Origin of the sequence: Streptomyces sp. NPDC000229 (assembly GCF_040300825.1) — a bacterium.
In the GTDB taxonomy this organism is placed as follows: Bacteria; Actinomycetota; Actinomycetes; order Streptomycetales; family Streptomycetaceae; genus Streptomyces.
Window position 1 is genome coordinate 36,094 of sequence record NZ_JBEPEL010000007.1, and the last position, 23,933, is coordinate 60,026.

16 protein-coding genes are annotated in these 23,933 nt (G+C 71.2%); 8 read left to right on the forward strand and 8 right to left on the reverse strand.

Annotated features, from left to right (window positions below; genetic code table 11):
* Positions 1–36 precede the first annotated feature (36 nt).
* Positions 37–354: a cupin gene (locus ABT360_RS06335; RefSeq protein ID WP_351811574.1), complete on the forward strand. Its 318-nt coding sequence runs from the start codon at positions 37–39 to the stop codon at positions 352–354.
* On the opposite strand, the gene ABT360_RS06340 is transcribed toward ABT360_RS06335, so the two are convergent.
* Complete coding sequence (locus ABT360_RS06340; protein ID WP_351811577.1) at positions 335–1,816, reverse strand: CehA/McbA family metallohydrolase; 1,482 nt, start codon at positions 1,814–1,816, stop codon at positions 335–337. The genes ABT360_RS06335 and ABT360_RS06340 overlap by 20 nt on opposite strands.
* Before the next feature lie 91 nt (positions 1,817–1,907).
* Here ABT360_RS06340 and ABT360_RS06345 point away from each other — a divergent pair, with 91 nt between their 5' ends.
* From ABT360_RS06345 to ABT360_RS06360, 4 genes are all read left to right on the forward strand, one after another.
* Entirely contained in the window at positions 1,908–2,735 is an 828-nt protein-coding gene (locus ABT360_RS06345) for an LLM class F420-dependent oxidoreductase (RefSeq protein ID WP_351811580.1), read from the forward strand.
* A 26-nt stretch (positions 2,736–2,761) separates the two neighbouring features.
* Positions 2,762–5,347, forward strand: a complete 2,586-nt coding sequence (locus ABT360_RS06350; RefSeq protein ID WP_351811583.1) for a bifunctional FO biosynthesis protein CofGH — start codon at positions 2,762–2,764, stop codon at positions 5,345–5,347.
* A gap of 48 nt (positions 5,348–5,395) precedes the next feature.
* Positions 5,396–7,810 carry a tetratricopeptide repeat protein gene (locus tag ABT360_RS06355; RefSeq protein ID WP_351811586.1) on the forward strand — a complete coding sequence of 805 codons (2,415 nt, stop codon included), beginning with the start codon at positions 5,396–5,398 and terminating at the stop codon, positions 7,808–7,810.
* Positions 7,811–7,912: 102 nt separating this feature from the next.
* The gene (locus ABT360_RS06360; protein WP_351811589.1) at positions 7,913–9,034 is read left to right on the forward strand and encodes an ADP-ribosylglycohydrolase family protein; all 1,122 of its coding nucleotides are present in this window, start codon (positions 7,913–7,915) and stop codon (positions 9,032–9,034) included.
* Here ABT360_RS06360 and ABT360_RS06365 read toward each other — a convergent pair.
* From ABT360_RS06365 to ABT360_RS06380, 4 genes are all read right to left on the reverse strand, one after another.
* Entirely contained in the window at positions 9,019–10,557 is a 1,539-nt protein-coding gene (locus ABT360_RS06365; protein WP_351811592.1) for a sodium:solute symporter family protein, read from the reverse strand. The genes ABT360_RS06360 and ABT360_RS06365 overlap by 16 nt on opposite strands.
* 607 nt (positions 10,558–11,164) lie before the next feature.
* Positions 11,165–11,365, reverse strand: coding sequence for a DUF397 domain-containing protein (locus ABT360_RS06370; RefSeq protein WP_351811595.1), 201 nt, complete (start codon positions 11,363–11,365; stop codon positions 11,165–11,167).
* Between the two features lie 274 nt (positions 11,366–11,639).
* Positions 11,640–12,506, reverse strand: a complete 867-nt coding sequence (locus ABT360_RS06375) for a helix-turn-helix domain-containing protein (RefSeq protein WP_351811598.1) — start codon at positions 12,504–12,506, stop codon at positions 11,640–11,642.
* Positions 12,507–12,798: 292 nt separating this feature from the next.
* Entirely contained in the window at positions 12,799–13,533 is a 735-nt protein-coding gene (locus ABT360_RS06380) for a GOLPH3/VPS74 family protein (protein ID WP_351811601.1), read from the reverse strand.
* 179 nt (positions 13,534–13,712) lie between these two features.
* On the opposite strand from ABT360_RS06380, the gene ABT360_RS06385 reads away from it, so the two are divergent.
* From ABT360_RS06385 to ABT360_RS06395, 3 genes are all read left to right on the forward strand, one after another.
* On the forward strand, positions 13,713–16,031 hold the full coding sequence (locus ABT360_RS06385; protein ID WP_351811604.1) for a D-alanyl-D-alanine carboxypeptidase: 2,319 nt from the start codon (positions 13,713–13,715) through the stop codon (positions 16,029–16,031).
* A gap of 336 nt (positions 16,032–16,367) precedes the next feature.
* Positions 16,368–18,188, forward strand: a complete 1,821-nt coding sequence (locus tag ABT360_RS06390; protein WP_351811606.1) for an MFS transporter — start codon at positions 16,368–16,370, stop codon at positions 18,186–18,188.
* A gap of 41 nt (positions 18,189–18,229) precedes the next feature.
* The gene (locus tag ABT360_RS06395; RefSeq protein WP_351811609.1) at positions 18,230–18,907 is read left to right on the forward strand and encodes an adhesin; all 678 of its coding nucleotides are present in this window, start codon (positions 18,230–18,232) and stop codon (positions 18,905–18,907) included.
* Positions 18,908–18,958: 51 nt separating this feature from the next.
* On the opposite strand, the gene ABT360_RS06400 is transcribed toward ABT360_RS06395, so the two are convergent.
* The 3 genes from ABT360_RS06400 to ABT360_RS06410 form a co-directional block, all read right to left on the reverse strand.
* A complete protein-coding gene (locus tag ABT360_RS06400; RefSeq protein ID WP_351811612.1) occupies positions 18,959–19,294 on the reverse strand; it encodes a deoxyxylulose-5-phosphate synthase in 336 nt (111 codons plus the stop codon).
* A 105-nt stretch (positions 19,295–19,399) separates the two neighbouring features.
* Positions 19,400–22,864, reverse strand: coding sequence for a type ISP restriction/modification enzyme (locus ABT360_RS06405; protein WP_351811615.1), 3,465 nt, complete (start codon positions 22,862–22,864; stop codon positions 19,400–19,402).
* A 492-nt stretch (positions 22,865–23,356) separates the two neighbouring features.
* Positions 23,357–23,932 (reverse strand): hypothetical protein, encoded by a 576-nt coding sequence (locus ABT360_RS06410; protein WP_351811618.1) that lies wholly within the window; start codon positions 23,930–23,932, stop codon positions 23,357–23,359.
* Position 23,933: the final 1 nt, after the last annotated feature.

Here is a 23,933-nt window from a genome sequence, read left to right on the forward strand (position 1 = left end):
ATGCGTAGGAACCGGCCGCGGGGCAAGGTGGACGGTATGTATGACCTCAACGCGATCGCAGAGGAACATCTCGTCGCCGCCCACGCCGACGAGCACGGCCGCAGCGCGAACCTGATCCTCCGGGACCCGCCCCTGCGGCAGAGCGTCATCGCCCTCACCGCGGGCACCTCGCTCGACGAGCACAACACTCCGCCCGCGGCCTCCCTCCAGGTGCTGCGGGGCGTGATCACGGTGACGGCCCAGTCCGGTGACGTGGAGCTGACCATGGGCTCCCTGTACCTGTTGCCACCCGAGCGGCACGGGGTGACGGCCGTGACGGACGCGGCGGTCCTGCTCACGGCCGTGAACGACTGACCCGCTCAAGGGGCGCTCCGAGGAACACCGGGTTGGTGAACGCCGCGAGCGCCCCCGGCAGGCCCGGCACCGTCGCCGGGTGGCGGACCTCCACGCGGACGTAGGAGGCGTACGCGGGCGTCGTCGTCCACTCGACCGCGCCCGGTCCGGAGGCGGGCAGGCCGGCCGAGTGCAGGACCCCCTGGTCGGTGACGAAGCGGGCCGTGCAGCCGGGGGCGCCCGTCACCTCCAGGCGGACCGTGACCGGGGCGTCGAGGGGTACGGGGAGCCGGTCGCCGATGCCCGCCCGGTCACCGCGTCCGCCGGTGACGGAGAGCGCCAGGGACACGGCGGCCGACTCGGCGACGTACGAGCGGCCCGCGCGCAGCCCGGCCAGGATCGCCTCGCGGGTCAGGTCGTCGGCGAGGACGACCGTCTGCGGCTCGCCCACCTTCTGCGGCTCGCGGTGGGCGTCGCTGCCGCCCATCGCGGGTGTCCACCCCGGGGAAGCCAGCGCGGCGTCCCAGTCGGCCAGCGTCACCTCGTCGTCCGGGGTGTAGGGGCCGTTCCACACCTCCACCACGTCCGCCTCGGCGAAGCCGAACTTCCAGTTGCAGCCGACGCACGTGGCGTGCGGGTGGGCCGGGACGACCAGACCGCCGGCGCGGCGGATGGCGCGGGCGAAGTGCCCGAAGCGGTTGTCGCGGGCCCGGTAGCGCCAGTCGACGAACGTGCCCGGGTCGGTGCCGATCGCGACGACGTGGCCGTTGCGGGTGGTGACCTCCTCGCCGGTGAGGATCAGCAGGTCGTCGCCCCACAGCCCGTCCCATGCCCCGTGGGCGGCGTGCGTGTTGTGCTCCGAGGTGTTGATGAAGTCCAGCCCGGCGGCGCGTGCCGCGGCCGCGATCTCCGCCGGGGTGCGGCGGCCGTCCGAGTACACCGAGTGCAGGTGGCAGTCGCCCCGGTACCAGGCCCGGCCGCGTCCCCGGGCCCGCTCCGGCGGGTACACCGGACGCGGGGTCCGCCCGGCGGAGCCGTACGTGAGGCGGACCGTCACCGTGTACGCCAGGCCCTCGGGGGCGACGGTGTACGGGCCGAGCGCGATGTGCCAGGTGCCCGCGCGGACGGGCCCCGGCAGGTAGCCGGGCGTGGCGTCGTCGGCGCGGAGGAAGAACTCGGTGCGGGCGCCGCCCGACCAGCCGCGGAAGCCGCGCCCGCCCAGCTCGGTGCCGCGCTCGTCGAAGACGCCGATGTCCAGCGCGTTGCCCTGCGTCCCGGGCGGCACGGCGGGCCGCTCGTACGCGTACGACACCCGGATCTCCCGCACCCCGCGCGGTACCTCGACCGGCAGGTAGACGTAGTCGGGCGAACCCGGCGGCAGGGTGCCGCGCAGTACCTGCTCGGTCTGTCCGGGGGCGAAGCTCACTCCGGGTGCGGCCAAGGCCCCCGCCGCGCCCGTCACGAATCCTCGTCGGCCCATCATGGGTGCCACCCTCCTCGCGGCCGGTCAACTCCCCGCCAACCTGAGGTGAAGGTCTCGGAATTCGCGGCCGGGCGCCATACCGTGGGCCGTCATGCGCATCGCGACGACGATTTTCCTCACGGACCAGACCGTCACCCCGGTACGACTCGCGCGCGAGCTGGAGCAGCGCGGCTTCGCGGGCCTCTACCTGCCCGAGCACACCCACATCCCCGTCGAACGCACCAGCCCCTACCCGGCGGGCGGCCCCCTGCCGCCCGAGTACGGCCGCACCCTCGACCCCTTCATCGCGCTCGGCCAGGCCGCCGCCGTCACCGAGCGGCTCGGCCTGGGCACCGGCATCACGCTCGTCGCCCAGCACGACCCGATCGACCTGGCCAAGCAGATCGCCACGCTCGACCACCTCTCCGGTGGCCGCTTCACCCTCGGCATCGGGTACGGCTGGAACCGCGAAGAGGCCGCCGACCACGGCGTGACCTGGTCCACCCGCCGCGAACGCACCCGCGACCGGATGGCCCTGATGCGCGCCCTGTGGGCCGCCGAACCCACGGCGTACGAGGGCCGGACCGCCTCCGTACGCGCCTCCTACGCCCACCCCAAACCGGCCGGCGGCGCCCCCCGCACCCTGATCGGCGGCGCGGCCGGTCCCAAACTCTTCGCCCACATCGCCGAATACGCCGACGGCTGGCTCCCCATCGGCGGCCGGGGCCTCACCGAGACGCTCCCCGTCCTCCGCGAGACATGGCAGAAGGCCGGCCGCGACCCGGAGGCCCTCCACGTCGTCCCCTACGCCGTCCACCCGTCGGAGGGGAAGCTCGCGCACTTCGCCGACCTCGGCATCACGGAGACCGTCGTCCAACTCCCGCCCTCCGGCGAGGCCGAAGTGCTGCGCAAGCTGGACGAGTATGCCCGGTACGTGTAGGGACCCCGCACTCGTATGCTCGGGCCATGACCGATGACCGGCCCGGACGCCCCACCCCCAACGCCAACGCGATGCGACGTGCCCTCAAGCGGGCCAGAGACGGGGTGGCGCTGGACGTCACCGAGGCCGCCGTCCTGTTGCAGGCGCGGGGCGCGGATCTGGAGGATCTGGCCGCGTCGGCGGCCCGGGTGCGGGACGCCGGGCTGGCGGCGGCGGGGCGGGCCGGGGTCATCACGTACTCGAAGAGCGTGTTCGTCCCGCTCACCCGGCTGTGCCGTGACAAGTGCCACTACTGCACGTTCGCGACCGTGCCGGGGAAGCTGCGCCGGGCCGGGCACGGGATGTTCATGTCGCCGGACGAGGTGCTGGACATCGCCCGGCGGGGTGCCGAACTGGGCTGCAAGGAAGCGCTGATCACGCTCGGCGACAAGCCCGAGGACCGGTGGCCCGAGGCGCGGGAGTGGCTGGACGCGCACGGGTACGACGACACCCTCGCGTACGTACGGGCCATGGCCATCCGGATCCTGGAGGAGACCGGGCTGCTGCCGCACCTGAACCCGGGTGTGATGTCGTGGACCGACTTCCAGCGGCTGAAGCCGGTGGCGCCGTCCATGGGGATGATGCTGGAGACGACGGCGACCCGGCTGTGGTCGGAGCCGGGCGGCCCGCACCACGGCTCGCCCGACAAGGAGCCGGCGGTGCGGCTGCGGGTGCTGGAGGACGCGGGACGGTCGTCCGTGCCGTTCACCAGCGGGCTGCTCATCGGGATCGGCGAGACGTACGAGGAGCGGGCGGAGTCGCTGTTCGCGCTGCGGCGGGTTTCGCGGGCGTACCACGGCATCCAGGAGCTGATCATCCAGAACTTCCGCGCCAAGCCGGACACGGCGATGCGCGGCATGCCGGACGCCGAGCTGGACGACCTGGTGGCGACGGTCGCCGTCGCCCGGCACATCATGGGGCCGTCGGCGTGTTTGCAGGCCCCGCCGAACCTGGTCGACGGGGAGTACGGGCGGCTCATCGGCGCGGGCATCGACGACTGGGGCGGCGTGTCGCCGGTGACGATCGACCACGTCAACCCGGAGCGGCCCTGGCCGCAGATCGACACCCTCGCCGAGAAGTCGGCCGCCGAGGGCTTCGAGCTGCGGGAACGTCTCTGTGTGTACCCGGAGTTCGTCACGCGCGGCGAGCCCTGGCTCGACCCGCGTCTGCTGCCGCACGTCCGCGCCCTCGCCGACCCGGCCACGGGCCTCGCGAACCCCGACGCGGAGGTGCGCGGCCTGCCGTGGCAGGAGCCCGACGGGGGCTTCACCGCCGCCGGGCGCACCGACCTGCACCGCACCATCGACACCACCGGGCGCGCGTCCGACCGGCGTGACGACTTCGACGAGGTGTACGGCGACTGGGAGGCACTGCGCGAGGCCGCCGCGCCCGGCATGGTGCCGCAGCGCATCGACACCGACGTACGGGAAGCCCTCGCGGTCGCCGCCGACGACCCGACGAGGCTGACGGACCAGCAAGCCCTCGCGCTGCTCCACGCGGACGGCCCGGCGCTGGACGCGCTGTGCCGGATCGCCGACGGCATCCGCCGCGACGCGGTCGGCGACGACGTCACGTACATCGTCACCCGCAACATCAACTTCACCAACGTCTGCTACACCGGCTGCCGTTTCTGCGCCTTCGCCCAGCGCCGCACCGACGCCGACGCGTACACCCTGTCGCTGGACCAGGTCGCCGACCGTGCCCAGCAGGCCTGGGACGTGGGCGCGGTCGAGGTGTGCATGCAGGGCGGCATCCACCCGGACCTGCCCGGCACGGCGTACTTCGACATCGCGCGGGCCGTGAAGGACCGCGTCCCCGGCATGCACGTCCACGCCTTCTCGCCGATGGAGGTCGTCAACGGCGCGACCCGCACCGGCCTGTCGATCCGCGAGTGGCTGACCGCCGCCAAGGAAGCCGGCCTCGACTCCATCCCGGGCACGGCCGCCGAGATCCTCGACGACGAGGTGCGCTGGGTGCTCACCAAGGGCAAGCTGCCGACGGCGACCTGGATCGAGGTCGTCACCACCGCGCACGAGCTCGGCATCCGGTCCTCGTCGACGATGATGTACGGCCACGTCGACCAGCCCCGCCACTGGCTCGGCCACTTCCGTACCCTCGCGCGGATCCAGCAGGAGACCGGCGGCTTCACCGAGTTCGTCACCCTCCCCTTCATCCACACCAACGCCCCCGTCTACCTCGCCGGCATCGCCCGCCCAGGCCCCACCACCCGCGACAACCGCGCCGTCACCGCCATGGCCCGCGTCCTGCTCCACCCGCACATCCCCAACATCCAGACCAGCTGGGTCAAGCTGGGCACCGACGGCGCCGCCGACATGCTCCGCTCCGGCGCCAACGACCTCGGCGGCACCCTCATGGAGGAGACCATCTCCCGCATGGCGGGCTCCGGTTACGGCTCGTACCGCTCGGTCAAGGACCTCGTCGCCATCGCGGACGCGGCCGGCCGCCCGGCCCGCCCCCGTACGACGCTGTACGGCGAGGTTCCGGAGGAACGGCGGCGGGCGGCGGCGGCGTCCGACGGGCACCTGCCGGAACTGCTGCCCGTACTGGAGTGAACTTTGCGAGACTGGCCGCATGGCCAGGAATCCCGACCCAGACCGTCGATGCCGGAACTGCTCACGCAGCACAAGCGCGCCGGTTTCGTCGGCCGGCAGCACGAACTGGCCCTGTTCCGCAGCAACTTCGACACCGCGCCGGAAGACGGACGACACCGGTTCGTCTTCCACGTCCGCGGCATGGCGGGCGTCGGCAAGACCACGCTGATCCGGGAGCTGGAGGACGTCGCCCGCGAGCGCGGGGCGCCGACCGCGTACGTCGACGAGGGCGTGAACAGCGTCCCCGAGGCGATGGCGGCACTCAGCGACTGCCTGGGCCGGCAGGGCCACCCCCTCAAGGCCCTGGACCGGCAGCTGGCCGCCTACCACCGCCACCGCCACGAGGCCGAGATGGCCGCGGCGGCCGGAGCCTCCGGAGCGGAAGGTGCGCCGCAGGGGGCCCCGGGCACCGCCCCCTCGCCGGGCAGCATGGCCGCCGCCCAGGCGGGGCTGATCGGCGCGGGCATGCTGCCGGTCGTCGGCGCCTTCGCCGGTGCCGTGGACCCGGCGCAACTGGCCCGCGGCGCCGACCGGCTGCGGACGAACCTCGGCCCACGCTCCCGGGACGCCGACGGCGTACGGCTCGTGTCCGACCCCGTCACCGTGCTCAGCCCCCTCCTGGTGGCCGATCTGGACCGGGTGGCGGCCCACGTCCCGTGGGTCGCGCTCTTCTTCGACACCTACGAACGCACCGGGCCGTTCCTCGACGTCTGGCTGCGCGACCTGGTCGCGGGCGCCCGGTACGGGGCCCTGCCCGGCAACGTCGTGCTCACCCTGGCCGGGCGGTCGCGCCTGGACCCGGCCTGCTGGGCGGACTGGTCCGACATCGTCCAGGACCTGCCGCTGGAGCCGTTCACCGAGCCCGAGACGCGGCGCCTGCTGTCGGCCAGGGGCATCGAGGACGAGCCGGTCGTCCAGGACGTGCTGCGGCTGTCCGGGGGGCTGCCCGTCCTCGTCTCGACCCTGGCTCAGCACCCGGGCGAACCGAACACCGCGGGCGCCACGGCCGTGGACCGGTTCCTCAAGTGGGAGGACGACCCGGCCCGCCGCGCCACCGCCCTCGCCTGCGCGCTGCCGCGCCGGCTCAACGAGGACGTCTTCGCGGCGGCCGTCGCGGACGGCGCGGGGTCGGCGGATCTGTTCGGCTGGCTGCGCGCACTGCCGTTCGTCAGCGAGCGCGAGGACCACGTCCAGTACCACGACGTCGTACGCGCCCCCATGCTGCGCCTCCAGCGGACCGGCTCACCGCAGCGCTGGCGCGAGGCCCACACCCGGCTGGCGGACGCCTACGCCGCCTGGGCGGGCACGGCCGGACACGACATCCACCCCTCCGAGCTGTGGGAGCACGAGAGCTGGCGCGCCCTGCGGCTGGAGGAGCTGTACCACCGGCTGTGCGCCCAGCCGCGCACGGCGTTGGCGGGCGCCCTGCACGACGGGATCGGCGCGTGCCACGAAGGCCCGGTACAGGCCCGCCGCTGGGCGCAGGTGCTGGCCGAGGCGGGCGAGGACACGGACGACGACGCCGTGCGCCGCCTCGGCACGGCGTGCCTGGAGACGCTGGCCGACCCGGCCCGGTCGCTCGTCGGCGTGCTGGACCTGCTCGTCGCCCGGGCCGGCCCCGAGGACCGCGCACACGCACTGCAGGCGCGGGGCCGCGCCCTGCACGACATGAAGCGGTACGACGAGGCGCTCGCCGACTTCGACCAGGCCATCGCGCTCCGGCCGGGAAGCCCCAGGGCGTACACGGGACGGGCCTTCGTCCACCGTGTGCGCGGCGACTTCGACAAGGCCCTGGAGAACCACGACCGGGCCGTCGAACTGGCCACGCGCCCCGTGCGGCCCCTCGCCCACCGAGGGGAGACCTACCGGAGGATGGGCCGCCACGCGGAGGCACTCGCGGACTTCGACCGCGTCATCGAGCTCGACCCGGCGTCGGTGTGGCCCCGGGCCGGCCGCGCCCAGGTCAAGCACGCGCTCGGCCGGCCGGCCGAGGCGCTGGCGGACCTGGACCTCGCGCTGAGCATCGACCCCGACCACCGCTGGAGCCTGGTGCGCCGGGCCCAGGTCCGGCGCGCGCTGGGCGACGCGGCCGGCGCGCTGCACGACCTGGACCGCGCGGAGGCCTCCGCCCCGGGCGACCCGTGGATCGCCGGGGAGCGGGGCGAGGCCCTGCGCGCGGCGGGGCGACCCGCGGACGCGGTCGCCGCGTACACCCGCGCCCTCGCCCTCGACCCCGGCTACGCCTGGGCGTTCGGCAGCCGCGCCCTGGCCCACGAGGCGCTGGGCGACATCACCGGGGCGCTGCGCGACCTGGACCGGGCGCTCGCCCTGGATCCGGACTACGCGTGGGCCGCGGCGCAGCGCGAACGCATCGTCCGGAGCAACCCCGAAACGGTGCCGAACAGCGTGCAAAACCCCACCTGACGGGCGTCCCACCCATAACACTCCTGGCCCCGGGCGGCCGGTTCCCTTCGATTACAGTGCTGCGCGCCGGACGTAGGCGGACGGTCGAGGGAGGGACGCGAGGTGAGCGCAGCAGCCGCGGCGGTCTGGGGCCGGGCCGAGCAGCAGGACTTCCGTGCCCGGGTACGGGGCTGCCTCCTCGGTGCCGCCATCGGGGACGCCCTCGGGGCGGGCGTGTCCGGCCTGTCGGTCGAGGCGATCCGGGCGGCGCACGGGCCCGACGGGCTCGCCGACCTGGCACCGGCGTACGGGCGGCGCGGTGCCGTCACGTCCGCGACCCAGCTGACGCTGTTCACCGTCGACGGCCTGATACGCGCCCAGGTGCGCCGCGACACCGGCGCCTGGCACCCGCCCACCGATGTGCACCGCGCGCATCTGCGGTGGGCCGCCACCCAGCGCGACTGGGGTCCCGACGAGCGCCGCAAGGACAACGGCTGGCTGGCCTGCGAGGAGTGGCTGTACGCCCGCCGCGACCCCGCGCACGCGAACCTCACCGGGCTGGGCGACGACGTCCTCGGCACCGTGGACAAGCCCAAGAACCCCACCGCCCGCGACGCCGGCGCCGTGGTGCGGTCCGCGCCGTACGGGCTGCTCGTCGGCTGGGAGCCGCAGCTGGTGTGCCAGCTCGCCGTCGAGTGCGCCGTCCAGACCCACGGCCACCCCACCGCCTACCTGTCGGCGGGCGCCTTCGCCGTCGTCGTGCACGGCCTGGCCCGCGGCGAGAGCGTCGACGGCTCCGTACAGCGGGCGCTGGCGCAGCTGGCGACCCGCCCCGGGCACGAGCCGGTCAGTGAGGCGCTGAAGCACGCCCTCGGTGCCGTACGGCAGGGGATTCCGAGCCCGGCCAGGATCTCCTCGCTCGGCGACACCGACGGCGAGCACGCGGAGGACGCCCTGGCCATCGCGGTCTACTGCGCGCTCGTCGGCGAGGACGTCCGGCACGGGCTGCGTCTCGCCGTCAACCACGACGGCCCGTCGGAGGTCACCGGCTCGCTCACCGGCGCGCTGCTCGGCGCCCTGCACGGCGAGACCGCCCTCCCGCCGGCCTGGCTGGCGGAGCTGGAAGGGCGGCCGACGGTCCTCCAACTGGCGGACGACTTCGCCATGGAGATGACGCAGGGCCCGGCCCTGCACGGCCCGGCGGTCTCCGCGCCGGGGTGGCTGGCCCGCTATCCGAGGGGCTGACGCTCGGGCGTTCCGGGTGCGACGGCAGCGCCCGCCGGGCTGCCGTCGTCGGAGTGGATCTTGTCCAGCACCGCGTCCCGCTCCGGGGTGTCCTCCGGCTTGATGAGGCCGATGAGGACGTACAGGATCAGCGACGTCGCCAGCGGCGAGACGATCTGGATCTGGAGCTCGATGCCGTCGAGGCCGTAGTTCGTCAGCCAGAACGCGAACAGGCCGGCCGCCCATGACACCAGCGCCGCCGTCGGACCGGACCTGCGGAACGTCCGCAGCAGTCCGAGCATGAAGGGGATCGCGATCGGCCCCATCAGGCCCGCCACCCACTTGATGACGACGGTGATGATGTCCTTGAACGTGGGGGAGTTGACCTGGGTTGCGATCGCCATCGACAGGGCGAGGAAGGCGACGGTCGACCAGCGGGCGGCCAGCAGTCCGGCCCGGTGCGACCAGCCGCGCGCCGCCTTGGAGAGCGCCGGGGCGATGTCGCGGGTGAAGACGGCGGCGATGGCGTTGGCGTCGGAGGAGCACATGGCCATGGTGTGGGAGAAGAACCCGACGATGACCAGGCCGAGCAGTCCGTGCGGCAGGAGTTGTTCGGTCATCAGCGCGTAGGAGTCGGAGGCGTCCGGCTTCTCGGGCCTCACCAGCAGCGGCGCGCACCACATGGGGAAGAACAGCACCAGCGGCCAGACGAACCACAGGACCGCCGACAGCCGCCCGGAGCGGGTGGCCTCGCGGGCGGTGGGCGTCGCCATGTAGCGCTGCGCCTGGTTCCACATGCCGCCGCTGTACTCGAAGGTCTTGATGAAGAGGTACGCGAGGAGGAAGGTCACCGTGTAGGGGCCCGCGGTCGGCTCGGTGTGGCCCTGGAGCTCGGGGCGGTCCCACACGGTCCACAGCGCGCTGAAGCCGCCCAGCTTCGCCATGACGGCGACGAGCATGGCGATGCCGGCGAAGAACTGGATGATGAACTGGCCGAGTTCGGTGAGGGCGTCGGCCCACAGCCCGCCGACCGTGCAGTAGATGCCGGTGATGACACCGGTGATGAGGATCCCCTGGTTGAGCGAGATGCCGGTGAAGACGGACAGCAGGGTGGCGATGGCCGCCCACTTCGCACCCACGTCGACGATCTTCAGCAGGACGCCGGACCAGGCGAGCGCCTGCTGGGTGGGCAGGTTGTAGCGGTTCTTCAGGTATTCGAGCGGTGAGGCGACATGGAGGCGGGAGCGCAGCCGGTTGAGCCGGGGCGCGAAGAGGTGGGCGCCGATGGCGATCCCGATGGCGATGGGGAAGGACCAGGTGACGTACGAGGTGACGCCGTACGTGTAGGCGATGCCCGCGTACCCGGTGAACATCACGGCGCTGTAGCCCGACATGTGGTGGGAGATGCCCGACAGCCACCACGGCATCCTGCCGCCGGCGGTGAAGAAGTCGCTGACGTTGTCGACGCGTTTGTGCGACCAGACGCCGATCGCGACCATCACGCCGAAGTAGCCGATGAGCACGGCCCAGTCGAGACTGTTCATGTGCCCCCTCCAGGGGTCCGCCTTGTGAACGTCGAAGCGCGTCGTCAGTACGTCCGGTCAGCGGCGCCCCCGTGCGGGAGCGGGGACTTCGGGGATTGAACCGCCAGTTCGGGCGGGCGGTCAAGAGCTGTGCGGGTCATGGATATGAACGCAGATCAGAAAGCAGAACGGTTTTGCCGTTTCTTGACTCACGTGGCCGTTGTCGTGCCCGTAACGGCGGCCACACGATGATCGGGCGCTTCGTCAGGTCCGTACGACACATGGCACAGCGACCGCGCGGGATGCGGGTCCCGTGCGGTCGGCGAAGGGGAGGGCGCTCTACCTCATCAGTTCGCCCGCGTGGACCGGCAGCGACTGGTCCGCGATCGCCCGTGCCGGCCTCCATGTCCAGCCGGGCGGCGCTGTGTTGACCCGGTCAGTCAGGGCCGACGGGCCGTCACCCGGGCACGTGGGCTCTCGCCCGGCCCGTGACCGCCGGGTGCTGCCTCTCCCTGTCGGGATCAGCGAAACAGGCCGAGGCCGTCGACACTGCGGTGGCGCATGACCGAGCCCCCTCGGCCGGGACGGCGGACCAGTCGAGAGGGCTCATCGGTGACACGTCGCAGGCTCAGAGAGCTCCCGTGCTCACTTCACGCACGAACGCGTTCCACGACTCGGGGACGAACGTGATGGACGGACCGGCGGGGGCCTTCGAGTCCCGTACCGCGATCGACGCGACGACAGGGGACTTGACTTCGACGCATGCGCCGTTCCCGCCGGAATACGAGGACTTGGTCCAGGTGTCCGTGGCGCCCTGAATGATTGCCATCTTCTCCGCTCCGGTTCTCGACAGTTTCTCGACAGTGACAGCAGTGACTCGCACCGACCTGGCCTCCAGGCCGGCGTGATCGACGCTACTCGTCGGGATCTGTGTGCGGGGCGGTCGTTCACTCGACCGGATGGCATATTCCACGGGGTCTTCCGCTGGAAGCCGGTCGGGGTGTACCGTACCGGCTTCTTCCCCGGCGGGCCGGGCGAACCCCTATTATCCAGGACCAAATTCGCATATCCGGACACATCGCAGCAAGGTCGATGCAACGGTGTCAGTGTGTCGCGTCCGTGTAGTCCTTGATGACCTCGCCGATGAACTGCCGCGTCTGCTCCACGTTCAGGGCCTGGGCGCGCAGGTGCTCGTACATCACGCTGTACCGCTGCACGTCGTTCGCCTTCTCCAGGTACAGATCACTGGTGACCCCCTCGATGTAGACCACCGAGGAGTCGGAGGCGTCCGGGAACTCCAGGATCGCGTAGTGACCGCTGATGCCCGGGTGCGCACCCATGTCGAACGGCAGCACCTGCACGGTGACGTGCGGCAGGTGCGACTGGTCGACCAGATGCTCCAGTTGCTCGATCATCAGCTGCCGGTCGCCGACCACCCGGCGCAGCGCCGACTCGTCGATCACCGCCCACAGGCGCAGCGGCGTCTCCGCGTCCTTGATGCGCTCCTGGCGGCGCGCGCGGACGTTGACCCGCTTCTCGATGTCGGCCGGCGACGACTCCGGCAGAGCACCGGTGATCAGCGCCTCGGCGTACCGCCGGGTCTGCAACAGCCCCGGCACCACCTGGGGCTCGTACACCCGCAGCGAGGCCGCGTCCGTCTCCAGGCCGATGTAGACGCTGTACGGGATGTCGCCGAACGCGTGCCACCATCCCTGCTGGCGCGAGTCCTTCGCCATCTGCATCAGCGAATCGACGATACGGTGGTCCTCGACCTCGTACACCCCGCACAAGTCACGGACATCGCGCTGGCTGATCGAGCGGCGGCCGTTCTCGAGGCGGCTGATCTTCGACTGCGAGACGAGCAGGCGCTCCGCCACCTCCTCCGCCGTCATGCCCTTGAGCTCACGCAGCCGGCGCAGCTCCTGGCCCAGTCTGCGTCGCCTGACGGTGGGGTTGACGTTGGACGCCACGGGAAACTGCACCTCCGGCTGCTTGGCTGCGGTAGCTGTTGTAGCTCTACGTATCTACTGCTCAGCAGACTGCCACCAATGGGCTTTGCGCGCTGGGAAATGGCCACACGAGCCCCTGGGTGTACGCACGTACGGACACGTGCGAGCGCGCGGGGCGGCAGTGTTGACCGTCCCGCGCGCTCATGCGGCTCCCGAACCGGGCCCTGGGGGTTGCGCCTGGTGCTCGTTTCAGCTGTGCCTCTGTGCCTCTGTGCCTTTGTGCTGCCGTGCTGTGAGCGCGCCGTCGTGCCGCTCAGTGCGCCACGGCGCGGGCCATCGACCCGCTGCGTGACTGGGGCTGCATCGGTACCGCCGTGGCCGGGCGGCCACCGCCTCCCGTGCCCGCGCTACGACGTGGCTGTGCGCCCACGCCGTTCTGGACGTCCATCACGGCGTGCGCCACGAGTCCGCCCATCGGGTCGTGCCTGATCAGGTCCCGGAGCCGGGAGCGTGAGGAACGCCCCTCGTTGCCGGGGTAGAGGTGCTTGCCGAGACCGACCGCGTGGGCCAGTGCGGCGAGCGCCGCGGTCCGCGGGTCCGGCGGTACACCGGTGCGGATCGCACTGTCCAGCCGGGCCCTGATCTCCCGGCTGATCGCCGTCTCCGTCGCCTGGTAGCGCGTCGTCGGCAGCACCCCGCACATCTGGCCCTCGACGGCATGCACCATGCCGCACCGTTCCAGATGCGAGAGATACGTCTGGCGCAGCCCCAGTCGGGGCCCGCCGATCCAGTGGACGGCCCGCACCGGACTGCCACGCCTGCGCAGCAGCTCGAGCGCGGAGTCCAGTGTCGGATCTCCGGTCGGCCGTGGCATCACCACGGCGATACGATCCCCGTCAGGGGCTATCCGTCCTGCCAGAGCCAGCTCCACTAGCTGTGCTCCGGCGAGGCCGAGGTCGAGCGACTGCGGCTGCGCTGTGGTACCCGTGGCCGGGTCCAGAGCGAGCAGCAGAAGCTCCTCCGGAAGTGTTCTGCGGCTCCTGCCCATCCATGCCTCCCCGCGTGGATGAATGACAGGGTGACCCCTCTCACATTGGTCTGTCGAGAGCGCCTGGGTGCTTCGTACGGGAACCGGTAGGTATGTCGTTCTCGTCTTGCAGCCGAGCCAAGCGCTCACACAGGACACTGGTGCATGGTTCGGGCAACGCGTTGATTGAAGGAGGCACGGTGGCGGGCGAGTCCCCCGACAAGTCGGAGCAGCAGAAGTCGCCGGGGGAGACGGCTTCGAACGAACGCGATCCGAGGCTTGCCGTACTCGGTGACACCGGGTCGTCGGACGGGGACGCGGAGCGCTCGGTCGACCAGCCGACGACGGTGTTCAAGGCGGTCCGGCAGGACGGTGACGGGGACACCCGCCTGCGGGACGCCGTGGCGGCATGGGTGACCCGGGCGGACGAGCCGGGCGACGAACCGGCTCCCGACGAGACCGGGTCGCCCGCCCGCGACACCGGGGAGCCGTCCGCCGAGGCCGACGAGCCGTCCGCAGCGAGCGACGAGTCGCCCGGCGAAGCCGACGACGTCGCTGTCGCCGAGCCCGCCGCCGAGCCCGCCGCCGAGAGCGACGCTCCGGTCGGCGGGACCGCCGAGGACGGGGCCGCCGAGACCGACGACGTCGCCGCGTCCGGCGAGGGCGAGGAGCCGTCCGGCGAGGCCGACGACGCCGAGCCCGCCCGCGAGGCCGACGAGCCGTCCGCAGCGAGCGACGAGTCGCCCCGTGAAGCCGACGACGTCGCTGCCGCCGAGCCGGCCCGTGCCGCCGCCGAGCCGGCCCGTGCCGCCGTCGAGCCCGCCGAGCCGGCCCGTGCCGCAGGCGAGAGCGCCGAGCCGGCCCGTACCGTCTCCGAGAGCGACGAGCCGGCCGACGAGGCGCAGGACGTGCCCGGTAAGGCCGAGCAGCCGCCCGTCGACCAGCCCACCGCCGTGTTCCGGGCGGTCCAGCGGACCCCCGTGGACCAGCCGACGACCGCGCTGAAGGCCATCACGCGCAAGCCGGACCCGAGCCCCGCCTCCGAATCCCCCGCCGAGCGGACGAGCAAGTTCGTACCGCTGCGTGGGGACGACGTGCGCCCCGCCGCGAAGAAGCCCACCGCGCCCACCGCGCCCGCCGCTCCGGCCGCTCCCGCCGCGGCCCCCGCGCCCGCCGAGGCGACGGCCACACCCGCCTCCCTCACCGAGCCCGAGCGGACCAAGCAGCAGCCCCTGCCGCCCCGGCCGCCGCTCGACATGCTGGCCGAGTTGACGAACACGCCGCCCCCGCCGGAGACCCCGGTCCGCACGGCGGTCCGGCGCGTCAAGATCTGGACCCCGCTGGTCCTCCTCCTGGCGATCATCTTTGCGATCGTGCAGTTCGTGCGACCGCTGCCCGCGCCCACGCTGACGATGACCGCCAAGTCGTCCTACGCCTTCGACGGGGGCAAGCCGTCCCTGCCGTGGCCGAACGAGGGCCAGGGCTACATGTCGGCGACCGGCCTCGGCACCGTCGACTCCTTCGGCGAGCAGAAGCCCGTGCCGATCGGCTCCGTCGCGAAGGCCATGACGGCCTACGTGATCCTCAAGGAGCACCCCCTGAAGAAGGGGTCCAAGGGCGAGATGATCGAGATCGACGCCCTGGCGGAGAAGGAGGGTGGCTACGACGCGCAGAACGAGTCGACCCTCAACACCGTGAAGGCCGGCGACAAGATCTCCGAGTACGACGCGCTCGCCGCCATCATGATCCCCTCCGCCAACAACATCGCCCGGCTGCTGGCGCGCTGGGACGCCGGTTCCGAGGCGGCGTTCGTCAAGAAGATGAACGACACCGCCAAGGAACTCGGGATGAAGAACACCACGTACACCGACCCCTCGGGCCTGAACCACACCACCGTCAGCTCCGCCGAGGACCAGGTCAAGCTGGGCGAGAAGCTGGTGGAGATCCCCGCGCTGCTGGAGATCACCGCGATGCCCTGGTGGACGGACCCGTCGGGCAAGAAGTGGCGCAACTACAACGACCTCGTCCCGTACGACGGGGCGCTCGGCATCAAGACCGGCAGCACCACCAAGGCGGGCGGCAACCTGCTCTTCGCCGCGCACAAGAAGGTGGGTGACACGGACCAGCTGATCGTCGGCGCGGTCCTGGCCCAGTACAAGACGCCGATCCTGGGCAGCGCGATCGCCGCCAGCAAGGAGGCGATGCTCGCCACGCAGGAGCTGCTGGAGAACCACACGGTCGTCAAGAAGGGCGATGTGGTCGGCCATGTCGACGACGGCCTCGGCGGCAGGACCCCGGTGGTCGCGACCAAGGACGTGAAGGTCGTCGGCTGGTCCGGCCTGACGGTCGAGCTGGAGCTGGGCAACGGCGGCCGCGCGCTGCCCCACTCGGCGCCCGCCGGCACGCAGGTCGGCGTCCTGACCGTGGGCGAGGGCGCCAGCCAGGTCCGGGTGCCGGTGGCGCTGAAGAGTGCCATGGCCGAACCGGGGCTCGGCGACAAGCTGACCCGTCTCGGCTGAAACCTCCCTGGGCGCCCCGGATTTCCGGGGCGCCCCCGTGTTAGCGTCCGGACACGTCCAGGCAACGGATGGCGCCGGGACGACGTCTTCGCAGACAGCACGTGGCAAGGGCGTGGGGGACGACGCAGAGAGCAGAGAGCCGCAGTGACCACCACTGAGCCGACCAGCGCTGAGCCGGCCCGCGCGGAAAGCGCCTCTACTTCCCGGGCGCGAATAAGGCCACCGGCCGAGGCGCCACCCAAGGCCCTCGAGGTGTTCGGCGACCCCAAGGGCGCCGGGGTGACCTTCGAGGCTCTCACGACACCGGCCTCACCGGGTGCGCCGGAGGCTCCCGCCATGACCGCGGCAGCCACGCCCGCGGCAGCCACGCCCGCCGCAGCCGGGGCCCTCGTCACGCCCGCCGCAGCCGGGCTCCTCGCCCCGACCTCCGGTCCCGCGCGCCGAACCGGGGGGCCCCGCGCGGCGTTCCTGCGCCATCCGGTCGCGGTCGCGACCGCGCTCGCCGCGTTCACCCACATCGTGTGGTTCTTCGTCTTCGCGAACAGCGGCGGTGACCTCGCCGCGCAGGACGCGTGGGCCGAGTTCGTCGGGCGGCACCCCGACTCCGCGTACAACCTCGCCTGGTACGGCGGGATGCACCCGGTGTCGTACAGCGTCGTGTCCCCGTACCTGATGTCGCTGCTCGGCGTACGGACCACGATGATGATCGCCGGTACGGTGTCCGCCGCGCTGACGGCGCTGATCCTGGTCCGCGTGCGGGCCGTGCGCAATCCGCTGGCATGCTCGCTCGCCGGGGTGTTCGCGTTCCTGTGCAACGCGCTGTCCGGCCGCGTGACGTTCGGCCTCGGCATGATGTTCGCGCTGGGCGCGGTGGCCGCCGTCTTCTGCTGGCCGCACCGGTGGCGGAGGAAACGGTGGGCCAAGGCCGCCGCCGCGGCGCCGCTCGCCGGGCTGGCGACGGCCGCGAGCCCGGTCGCCGGGCTGTTCCTGGGGGTCGCGGCGGCGGCGCTGTTCCTCAACAAGCGGCGCCCCGGGGCGTACGCGCTCGGCCTCGCGCCGGTCGCCGTCGTGGCCCTGTCGTCGTGGCTGTTCCCCTTCTCCGGTACGCAGCCGATGTCGTTCGGGTCGACGATGCTGCCGTTCGCCTTCGGGGTCCTGGTCTTCGTCCTCGTACCGGAGGAGTGGCGCACGGTCCGTACCGCCGCGGCCGTGTACGCGCTCGGCACGCTGCTGACCTGGCTGATCGACTCGCAGATCGGGTCGAACGTCTCGCGGTTGCCGATGCTGTTCGCGGGTGTCGTCCTGCTGGCCGCACTCCCGCACACGGCCCGCCGCACGCGTAAGTGGTACGCCCTCGTCCTCGCCTTCGCCGTCCTGAACGTGTGGATCGGCTTCAAGAGCGTCGACGACATCATCCGTACGGCGCCGGACGCGTCGTGGGCGCGGGAGGCCGCGCCGCTGATCAACCAGTTGCAGCAGTTGGGGGCGGAGAAGGCGCGGGTGGAAGTGGTCCCGGCGCGCAGCCACCGGGAGGCGTCGGCACTGACCCCGTACATCAACCTCGCGCGCGGCTGGAACCGCCAGGCGGACATGGAGCGCAACCCGGTCTTCTACGACGACACGCTCAACTCCGCCACCTACCGCGACTGGCTGCACCGGTGGGCCGTCCACTACGTGGTGCTGCCGAAGGGCGAGCCGGACACCGGCGCCGAGCAGGAGGCGGAGCTGGTCAAGGACGGCCAGCCGTACCTCCGGCCGGTGTGGTCCGACGCCAACTGGCGGCTGTTCGCGGTGGAGGAGCCGACCCCGCTGGCCGATCCGCCGGCGACGGTGGTCCGGGCGGGCGCCGGCGAGGTGACCATCCGGGTGCGGACGGCGGGGCGGGTGCTGATCCGCGTGCCGTACTCGCCCTGGCTGGCGCTCCTCGACGAGGAGGGCAAGAAGGTGGAGCCGCCCGAGGAGACCGAGGCGTCCAAGCGCCGCGAGGAGGCTCCCAAGTCCTTCGTGAACCTCCATGGTTGCCTGCTGAAGGCGGAGGAGGACCGGGAGGGCGACGAGTGGACGGAACTGCTCGCGCCGAAGCCGGGGGTGTACCGGCTGGCCGCACCGTACAAGATCTTCCCGCGTGGCACGCCGTGCCCGGAGGAGCTGCGCTGACCCTCACGGTTACCGCGAGTCGCGCTGCATAGTGGTCGGCCATGGCGAGCGTACGTACTGTGCTGGCAGCGGGAATCGTCGTGGCCGCGGGCTGCCTGACCGCTTCGGTGGCCCTGCTGGGCGGCGACGACGGGCCCGACACCGACCCGGGCGGCGGGCTACCGGAGCGGAGCCTGCCGTCCCGCATAGCCCCGACACGTCCGCCGACGTACACGGCGTGGGCGGGCCCCGGGTGCACGACCGACACGACGTACCGCGAGCAGGGCCGTTTCGAGAACCGTGACGTCGCCTGGTACACGGTGGCGTCCGGCGGTTTCCGGGGCGGCGGGTGCGACGGCCGGTTCACCGCCCTGCCGATGTCGGGCAGCCCGGACAGGGACGGTACGGGCACGGCGACGTGGACCTGGCCGGTCGGCACGGACTACACACGGTGCGCCCTGGCGGTGTACGTCCCGAAGGGCCCGCGCGACATCGATGTCGCGGGTGACCCGACCGTCTACCGGGTGCTCGCCGACCCGGACGACCGCACCTCCACGTACGCCGTCTTCGGCGTCCTCCAGACCATCCACCGCGGCACCCTGGTCCAGGTCGGCACCTATCCGGTCAAGTCCCCCACCTTCACGGTCCACCTCACCGACCGCGGCCGCGACTGGGGCGCCGCCTCGCTGACCGGCGCCCACCACGCGGCGGCCCAACTCCGCCTCACCTGCCGCGACTGAGGGGCCTTTGGAGCGCGCCCCCGGGCGCATGGTCCTCCCCGGTGGGTGGCGCTAGGGCAGTTCGCGGCGGACCAGTGCCCGAACGAACGGCTCTCCAGTGGTTCGGGCGTGGGTCATTCGCTCGCGCACCTCCCTGAGGGTGCGCGGGCGGTAGCCGGGGCCGCCGCAGCAGCTCTTGTGGAAGCGAACTCCGGCATGCAGCAGCACGGAGAGCGTGCGCCAGGCGGAGGTGTCCCGCCTCTTGGGCGCCGCGAAGGCGGAGCCGACATGGACCAGTGGTTCCGCGCAACGCGGACAGACCCGGTCGTGGTCGTGGTGGCCGGGGTAGGGCTGCTTGTACGAAGCCCGGCAGGGCAGGCAGACGTACGAGGTCTTCCCATGTGGCATGCGGCAACGATAGTTCGGCCGAAGGGCGGGGTTCGACGGAATTTCTGCCTGGCCCGTACCGCCGGCCAGGATCGCCACCTGCGAACCGGCTACCGTCCGCACGGATCAGGTCTGGCCGCGGCGGCGTCGAGCGCGTGGGCCGGGTCGCACGGGCGAATGCGGCTCTGACGGCGCCGTACCGGGGGAGTCGTTCGGAAGTGTGAGGGGGGCGACTGGTCCTGGCGGCCGGCCATCGACCGTTTCCAGGCCGGGCAGGAAGGCGTTGTCCGGGCCGGTGTGAGCGTGCTTGGCGGGATCGGGTACGGGGAGGACACGGCGTCGGGTGAGTTCAGCGACATCGATCAGAGGGGCGGCGACGATACGGTCGAGCAGCTCCTGCTGCTGCGGTTCCACGGCGGTGAGGTGGCTGAGTACGGTGAGGATTTCGACGAGTTCCCGGCTCCAGTCGTGCTCCCAGTGCTCGGGCCGCTCGCGGTCCAGTTCGCTGGTGATTTTGCCGGCGGTGCGGCTGCCGCGGTAGGCGAGCCAGCTGTCCAGCACGTTGCGCCCGCCGGTCGTGTACGTGCGCATGCGTGGCGTGACACCGGTGAAGACGCCGCCCTCGACGACCAGGTGCTCGCGTTCGCTGTCGTAGGTGATGGTGGAAGGGAGCATGTCAGGCGCGACTTCACGGGCGTACCTGATCTCGGGGTGTACACGTCTCCACCAGTTTGCTGTACCTGGCGGGCGACCGTCGTCAGGGTCGATGCAGCGTGTGCCGAAGGTGGAGGCCCACAGGACGTGGCGGCCCAGACCGGTGGCCTCCTGCCAGAGGCCACCATCTGCGGTCAGGGGCACGCGTACGCCAGGGGAATTGAGGTCGTCCGCATAGCGCTCGGTGAAGGCGGGGTGGGCGGTGACGGCGGCGATGTAGGAGAGCAGGTCCTCGGGGAGGACTTCCTGGAGCCCGTAGGAGTTCGCCAGGTGGTGCAAGAGCCCTGGGGTGATGTTGGGGGTGCGGTCGGCGTGCATGAGTGGCAGGACACGGCCGCCGTTTCCCTTGAAGTAGTCATTGTCAGGGACGAGGGCGGTGAAGAGCAGTGCTGGGCCGGTCCGCAGACGTTGGGTGTGCTGTTCGACGACGAAGACCTGCCCGTCAATGGCGGCCTGCCACAGCTCGGGGCGGGGAAAGTCGATGACGCGGCCGTCAGGTATGAGCCACTGGCGATCGTGGGCTCTGCGGGCGATGCGTAGGGGAGCGGGACAGGGCCCTTGCTCGACTCGGAGGAGCGTCGGCGGGTGGGGATGACCGGGGATCTGGACGGCTTCCTTGTCCAGGGTTCGGTCGCGGGTCTCTTTGAACAGCTCCTGCTGCGTGGAGGGGTCGCGTTCTTGGACGAGGCGGTTCCAGCGTCGTCGCAGCAGGCTTTTCGAGGGGCTGATGACCCAGTTCCGGTTGGGCTTGATGCCGGGTTTGTGCCAGGGCATGAGGTCGGTGAGAGCAGGGAAGGTGTCCCACCCACTCTGGGAGGCGGGTGTGAAAGGGACGGGTCCGGCAGGTCGTGACGTGCGCCAGCCGGGACCATTGATGTGCAAGTCGTGAAGCTGCTCTTCCTTGTTCCGGCGGGTGCCATGGACGGCCGCGTAGTGGATGGGGGCCAGTTCGTCTGCTCGCTCATCGTGTCGCCGGACGAAGATGGCGATGGCCAACTCCTGCTGGACGCCGGGGAAGAAGCGGCTGTTGAGCGGCGGCCTTTTGGTCTCGGGTGTGAGGTCGATGACCCAGCCCTCGGTGCAGGTGCGTCGCAGGTAGGAGCGCATGCCCTGGAAGCCCGCGCCCCGGATGAATCCGCCGGTGCTGATGAAGCAGACGACGCCATGACGCTGGTCGTCGTGCTGGTCGAAGACTTTGTGGGTGGCCCAGCGCCAGAAGTAGGTGCACAAACTCTTCAGTTTGTTCTCGTACACGCCTGCTGCGCCGCGTAGCCGGAAGGCGTCCAGGGGCGGGGCACCGCGGCCCGGCGAACCCTTCTCGATCCACCCTCCCTGGCCTTCCGCTTGTTCACGGTGAGGAGGATTTCCTATGACGACGGTGATGCGTTCGTTGCGCTGGATGGTGCTGGCAGCTTCGGCGTCATCACGTAAAGGGCCCCACAAGGCACCGTATCGATCGAAGAGTTCGCTGGGCCGCCAGGGGTCGGCGAGGGTGTCGGCCAGATGCAGGCGCATGTCACGCAGCCGGACCCGGGCGTTGAGTTGGCGCAGCATCTGTCCGACGCGCATCTGAGCGACGGCGAAGGCGCCCATCTGTTTTTCGAACCCGATCAGTCGGCCGGCGAGTTCTTGTACGGATTCGGCGCGGAAGCCTTCGTTTCCGCCCTCGGACCGCTTGCGGGCGACAAGGTCGATGATGCCGGTGAGGAAGGTGCCGGTGCCCATGGCCGGGTCGATGATGGACACACCGGGATCCGCGAAACTGTCCGGGCAATCCAGCGTGGTGGCCAGTACCTCGTCGACGAGGCGGATCATCTCCGTCATCAGCGGGGCTGGGGTGTAGTAGGTGCCGGAGTCCTTGCGCAGGTCGGCGTCGTACTCCTGCAGGAAGTGCTCGTAGAGATGGATGTGAAAGCCGGGGTCGCCGGCCAGAGCACTTCGCCAGTCGATGGCGTCGATGACGCGAACGAGCATGTCGAGACTGTCGCGGAACTCTCCCTCGACCTGGTCGGTGAGGATCTGCAGGGCACGTCCCATGACGGAGTGCTCCGCCCCAAGACGCCGGCCGATCTCGTGGAGGCTCATACCGGCCAATGAGCTGGTGTTGCCGTCGGAGGTGTCGGAGCCGGCGAGCAGGAGAGCGAAGGTTACGGACTGGGCGTAGCGATCGGCGAAAGCCGCACGTTTGTCGCGATCGTCGGTGGTGGGAAAGAGGTCGACCTCAAGGGTGGAGGCCAGGTCGGTGAAGGGACGTTGGTGGCGCCGGAGGCCGGCTTCGGCGTCGAGACGGTCGTGGACGGCGTCACGCAGGAGGGTGCACAGGGGTGCCACCTGGGCGACCACCTCCCGCATCGACGTCAGCGGTTGCGGCTGCCAGCTGAAGAAGGCGGTCAGCATCGCTTCGAAGGCGGCCTCTCCGGCAGCGGACAGCCGCAAACGAGAACCGGCGGTGTGCAGATCACCTTCCAGGTGGACAGGCTCGCCGCGCTGTCGGCCAGAGCGGTACATGATCCACGTCTGGCCGTTGGTATAGATCAAGTTCGGAAGCTTCGACATGCCGTCCCACTGACGGCGATCGCGCTGATTCAGCCCGCCAGGATGGATCACGCTCTTGTCCGGACTCTTCAGTTCGACGTAGCCGACGATGTTCCGCGGTAACTTCCCGATACGCACCGCCAAATCGGGGCGGATGCGGTGCGCGGCGATCGCGACCTCGGCATGGAGGACGGCCTGCAGCCCCAACACGTTCGCCGCGTCCACGAGAAGCGTCTCCACGGCGCGACGGATCGCGGCTTCCTTCTGCCCGTGCACCAATGCCTGCTTGCACGTGGCACCAAACTCGCTGATGATCCGCCGAAACCCGTCCCTGCGCTGCATCCCGCCCCCCGAGGCCAGCACACTCCCGGTATCCAACTCGACACACGGTAAGCGCAACGTCACCGACCGTCGAGAGGGCCTCCAGGTCGCGTACGCCCACCGTCTCGCCACAGCGCCCACTTCTTCGCGCCCGCTGCACGAGTTGCCTCATGTGTGCTGACTCCGTACCGCTGGGGCAGGCGGGCAGCAACTGCGCCGTAGGGCAGACGTCGGACGCCTGTTCCGCAGGCTGTGCACGAACTGGTGGACCATCGTGCGGGGGCCTGTCGGAGCGACTTGTCGCGTCGGGAAGCTGCTCAACGAGCGTTTTCTCCCGCCAGGACCGTTTGGTGAGGCGGCGGTTCACAACAGAAAGTCTTTTGCTGTTCCCACGCGGACGAGCTGACGACCACGGCTGAACGGCCGGATCCTGCAGAGAGCCGTTGGTTGATCCTGGCGTGGACGCAGGCCCGGGGCAGGACTTCTCCCCGGGCCCGCAGTGGCTACGACCTCTCAGTTCCTTGTGTTGAGGATGATCAGGCGCATGGTGTCCGTGCCGGCAAACGTGACGAATACGCCCGCGCCCTTGGTGATGGCATCCGGGGTGGTGGTCGCTTCCGGCAGGGGCTCGGCGGTGCCTGTCGTGGCGGAGACGGAGACCGGAGTCCTCTGCGTGTCCTCTCCGGCCAGGCCGTAGGCGGTGCCGTCGTCGCCGACGGACGCGAGCGTGATCTTCTTGGCGTCCTCACCGCTGTCCGTGCATGTGCCCTTGCCCGTCTTCAGGTCGAAGATGTTGCCACCCTTGACCAGGAAGCGGCCGTTGGGGGACAGGGCCGGCTGAACCTCCGCGGGATTCTTCGGGTTGGGAATGTCGGCGTCGTACTCGGTGTCCTCGCTCCGGCAAGGGGCGGTGGCCTGGACGGCGCCGGTCGCGAGGTCGTGGACGGCGGAGATGTCGTCCGGCTTCTTGATCCATTCGGCGATCGCGTGGTTGCCGGCGGCACCGACGATGCGGCCGTTCGGCGTCTCCTGCATGCCGAAGCCCACGTTGTCCTCCTTGCGGACGGCTTCGACGCCGGGCGGAGCCACG

Coding starts and splice junctions, on each gene's coding strand:
- ABT360_RS06380 (WP_351811601.1), bottom strand. CDS start 13,533: ATGGGCAGGAGCCGCAGAACACTTCCGGAGGAGCTTCTGCTGCTCGCT.
- ABT360_RS06370 (WP_351811595.1), bottom strand. CDS start 11,365: ATGGCAATCATTCAGGGCGCCACGGACACCTGGACCAAGTCCTCGTAT.
- ABT360_RS06390 (WP_351811606.1), top strand. CDS start 16,368: ATGACCGCGGCAGCCACGCCCGCGGCAGCCACGCCCGCCGCAGCCGGG.
- ABT360_RS06365 (WP_351811592.1), bottom strand. CDS start 10,557: ATGAACAGTCTCGACTGGGCCGTGCTCATCGGCTACTTCGGCGTGATG.
- ABT360_RS06350 (WP_351811583.1), top strand. CDS start 2,762: ATGACCGATGACCGGCCCGGACGCCCCACCCCCAACGCCAACGCGATG.
- ABT360_RS06355 (WP_351811586.1), top strand. CDS start 5,396: ATGCCGGAACTGCTCACGCAGCACAAGCGCGCCGGTTTCGTCGGCCGG.
- ABT360_RS06395 (WP_351811609.1), top strand. CDS start 18,230: ATGGCGAGCGTACGTACTGTGCTGGCAGCGGGAATCGTCGTGGCCGCG.
- ABT360_RS06345 (WP_351811580.1), top strand. CDS start 1,908: ATGCGCATCGCGACGACGATTTTCCTCACGGACCAGACCGTCACCCCG.
- ABT360_RS06340 (WP_351811577.1), bottom strand. CDS start 1,816: ATGATGGGCCGACGAGGATTCGTGACGGGCGCGGCGGGGGCCTTGGCC.
- ABT360_RS06400 (WP_351811612.1), bottom strand. CDS start 19,294: ATGCCACATGGGAAGACCTCGTACGTCTGCCTGCCCTGCCGGGCTTCG.
- ABT360_RS06405 (WP_351811615.1), bottom strand. CDS start 22,864: ATGCAGCGCAGGGACGGGTTTCGGCGGATCATCAGCGAGTTTGGTGCC.
- ABT360_RS06335 (WP_351811574.1), top strand. CDS start 37: ATGTATGACCTCAACGCGATCGCAGAGGAACATCTCGTCGCCGCCCAC.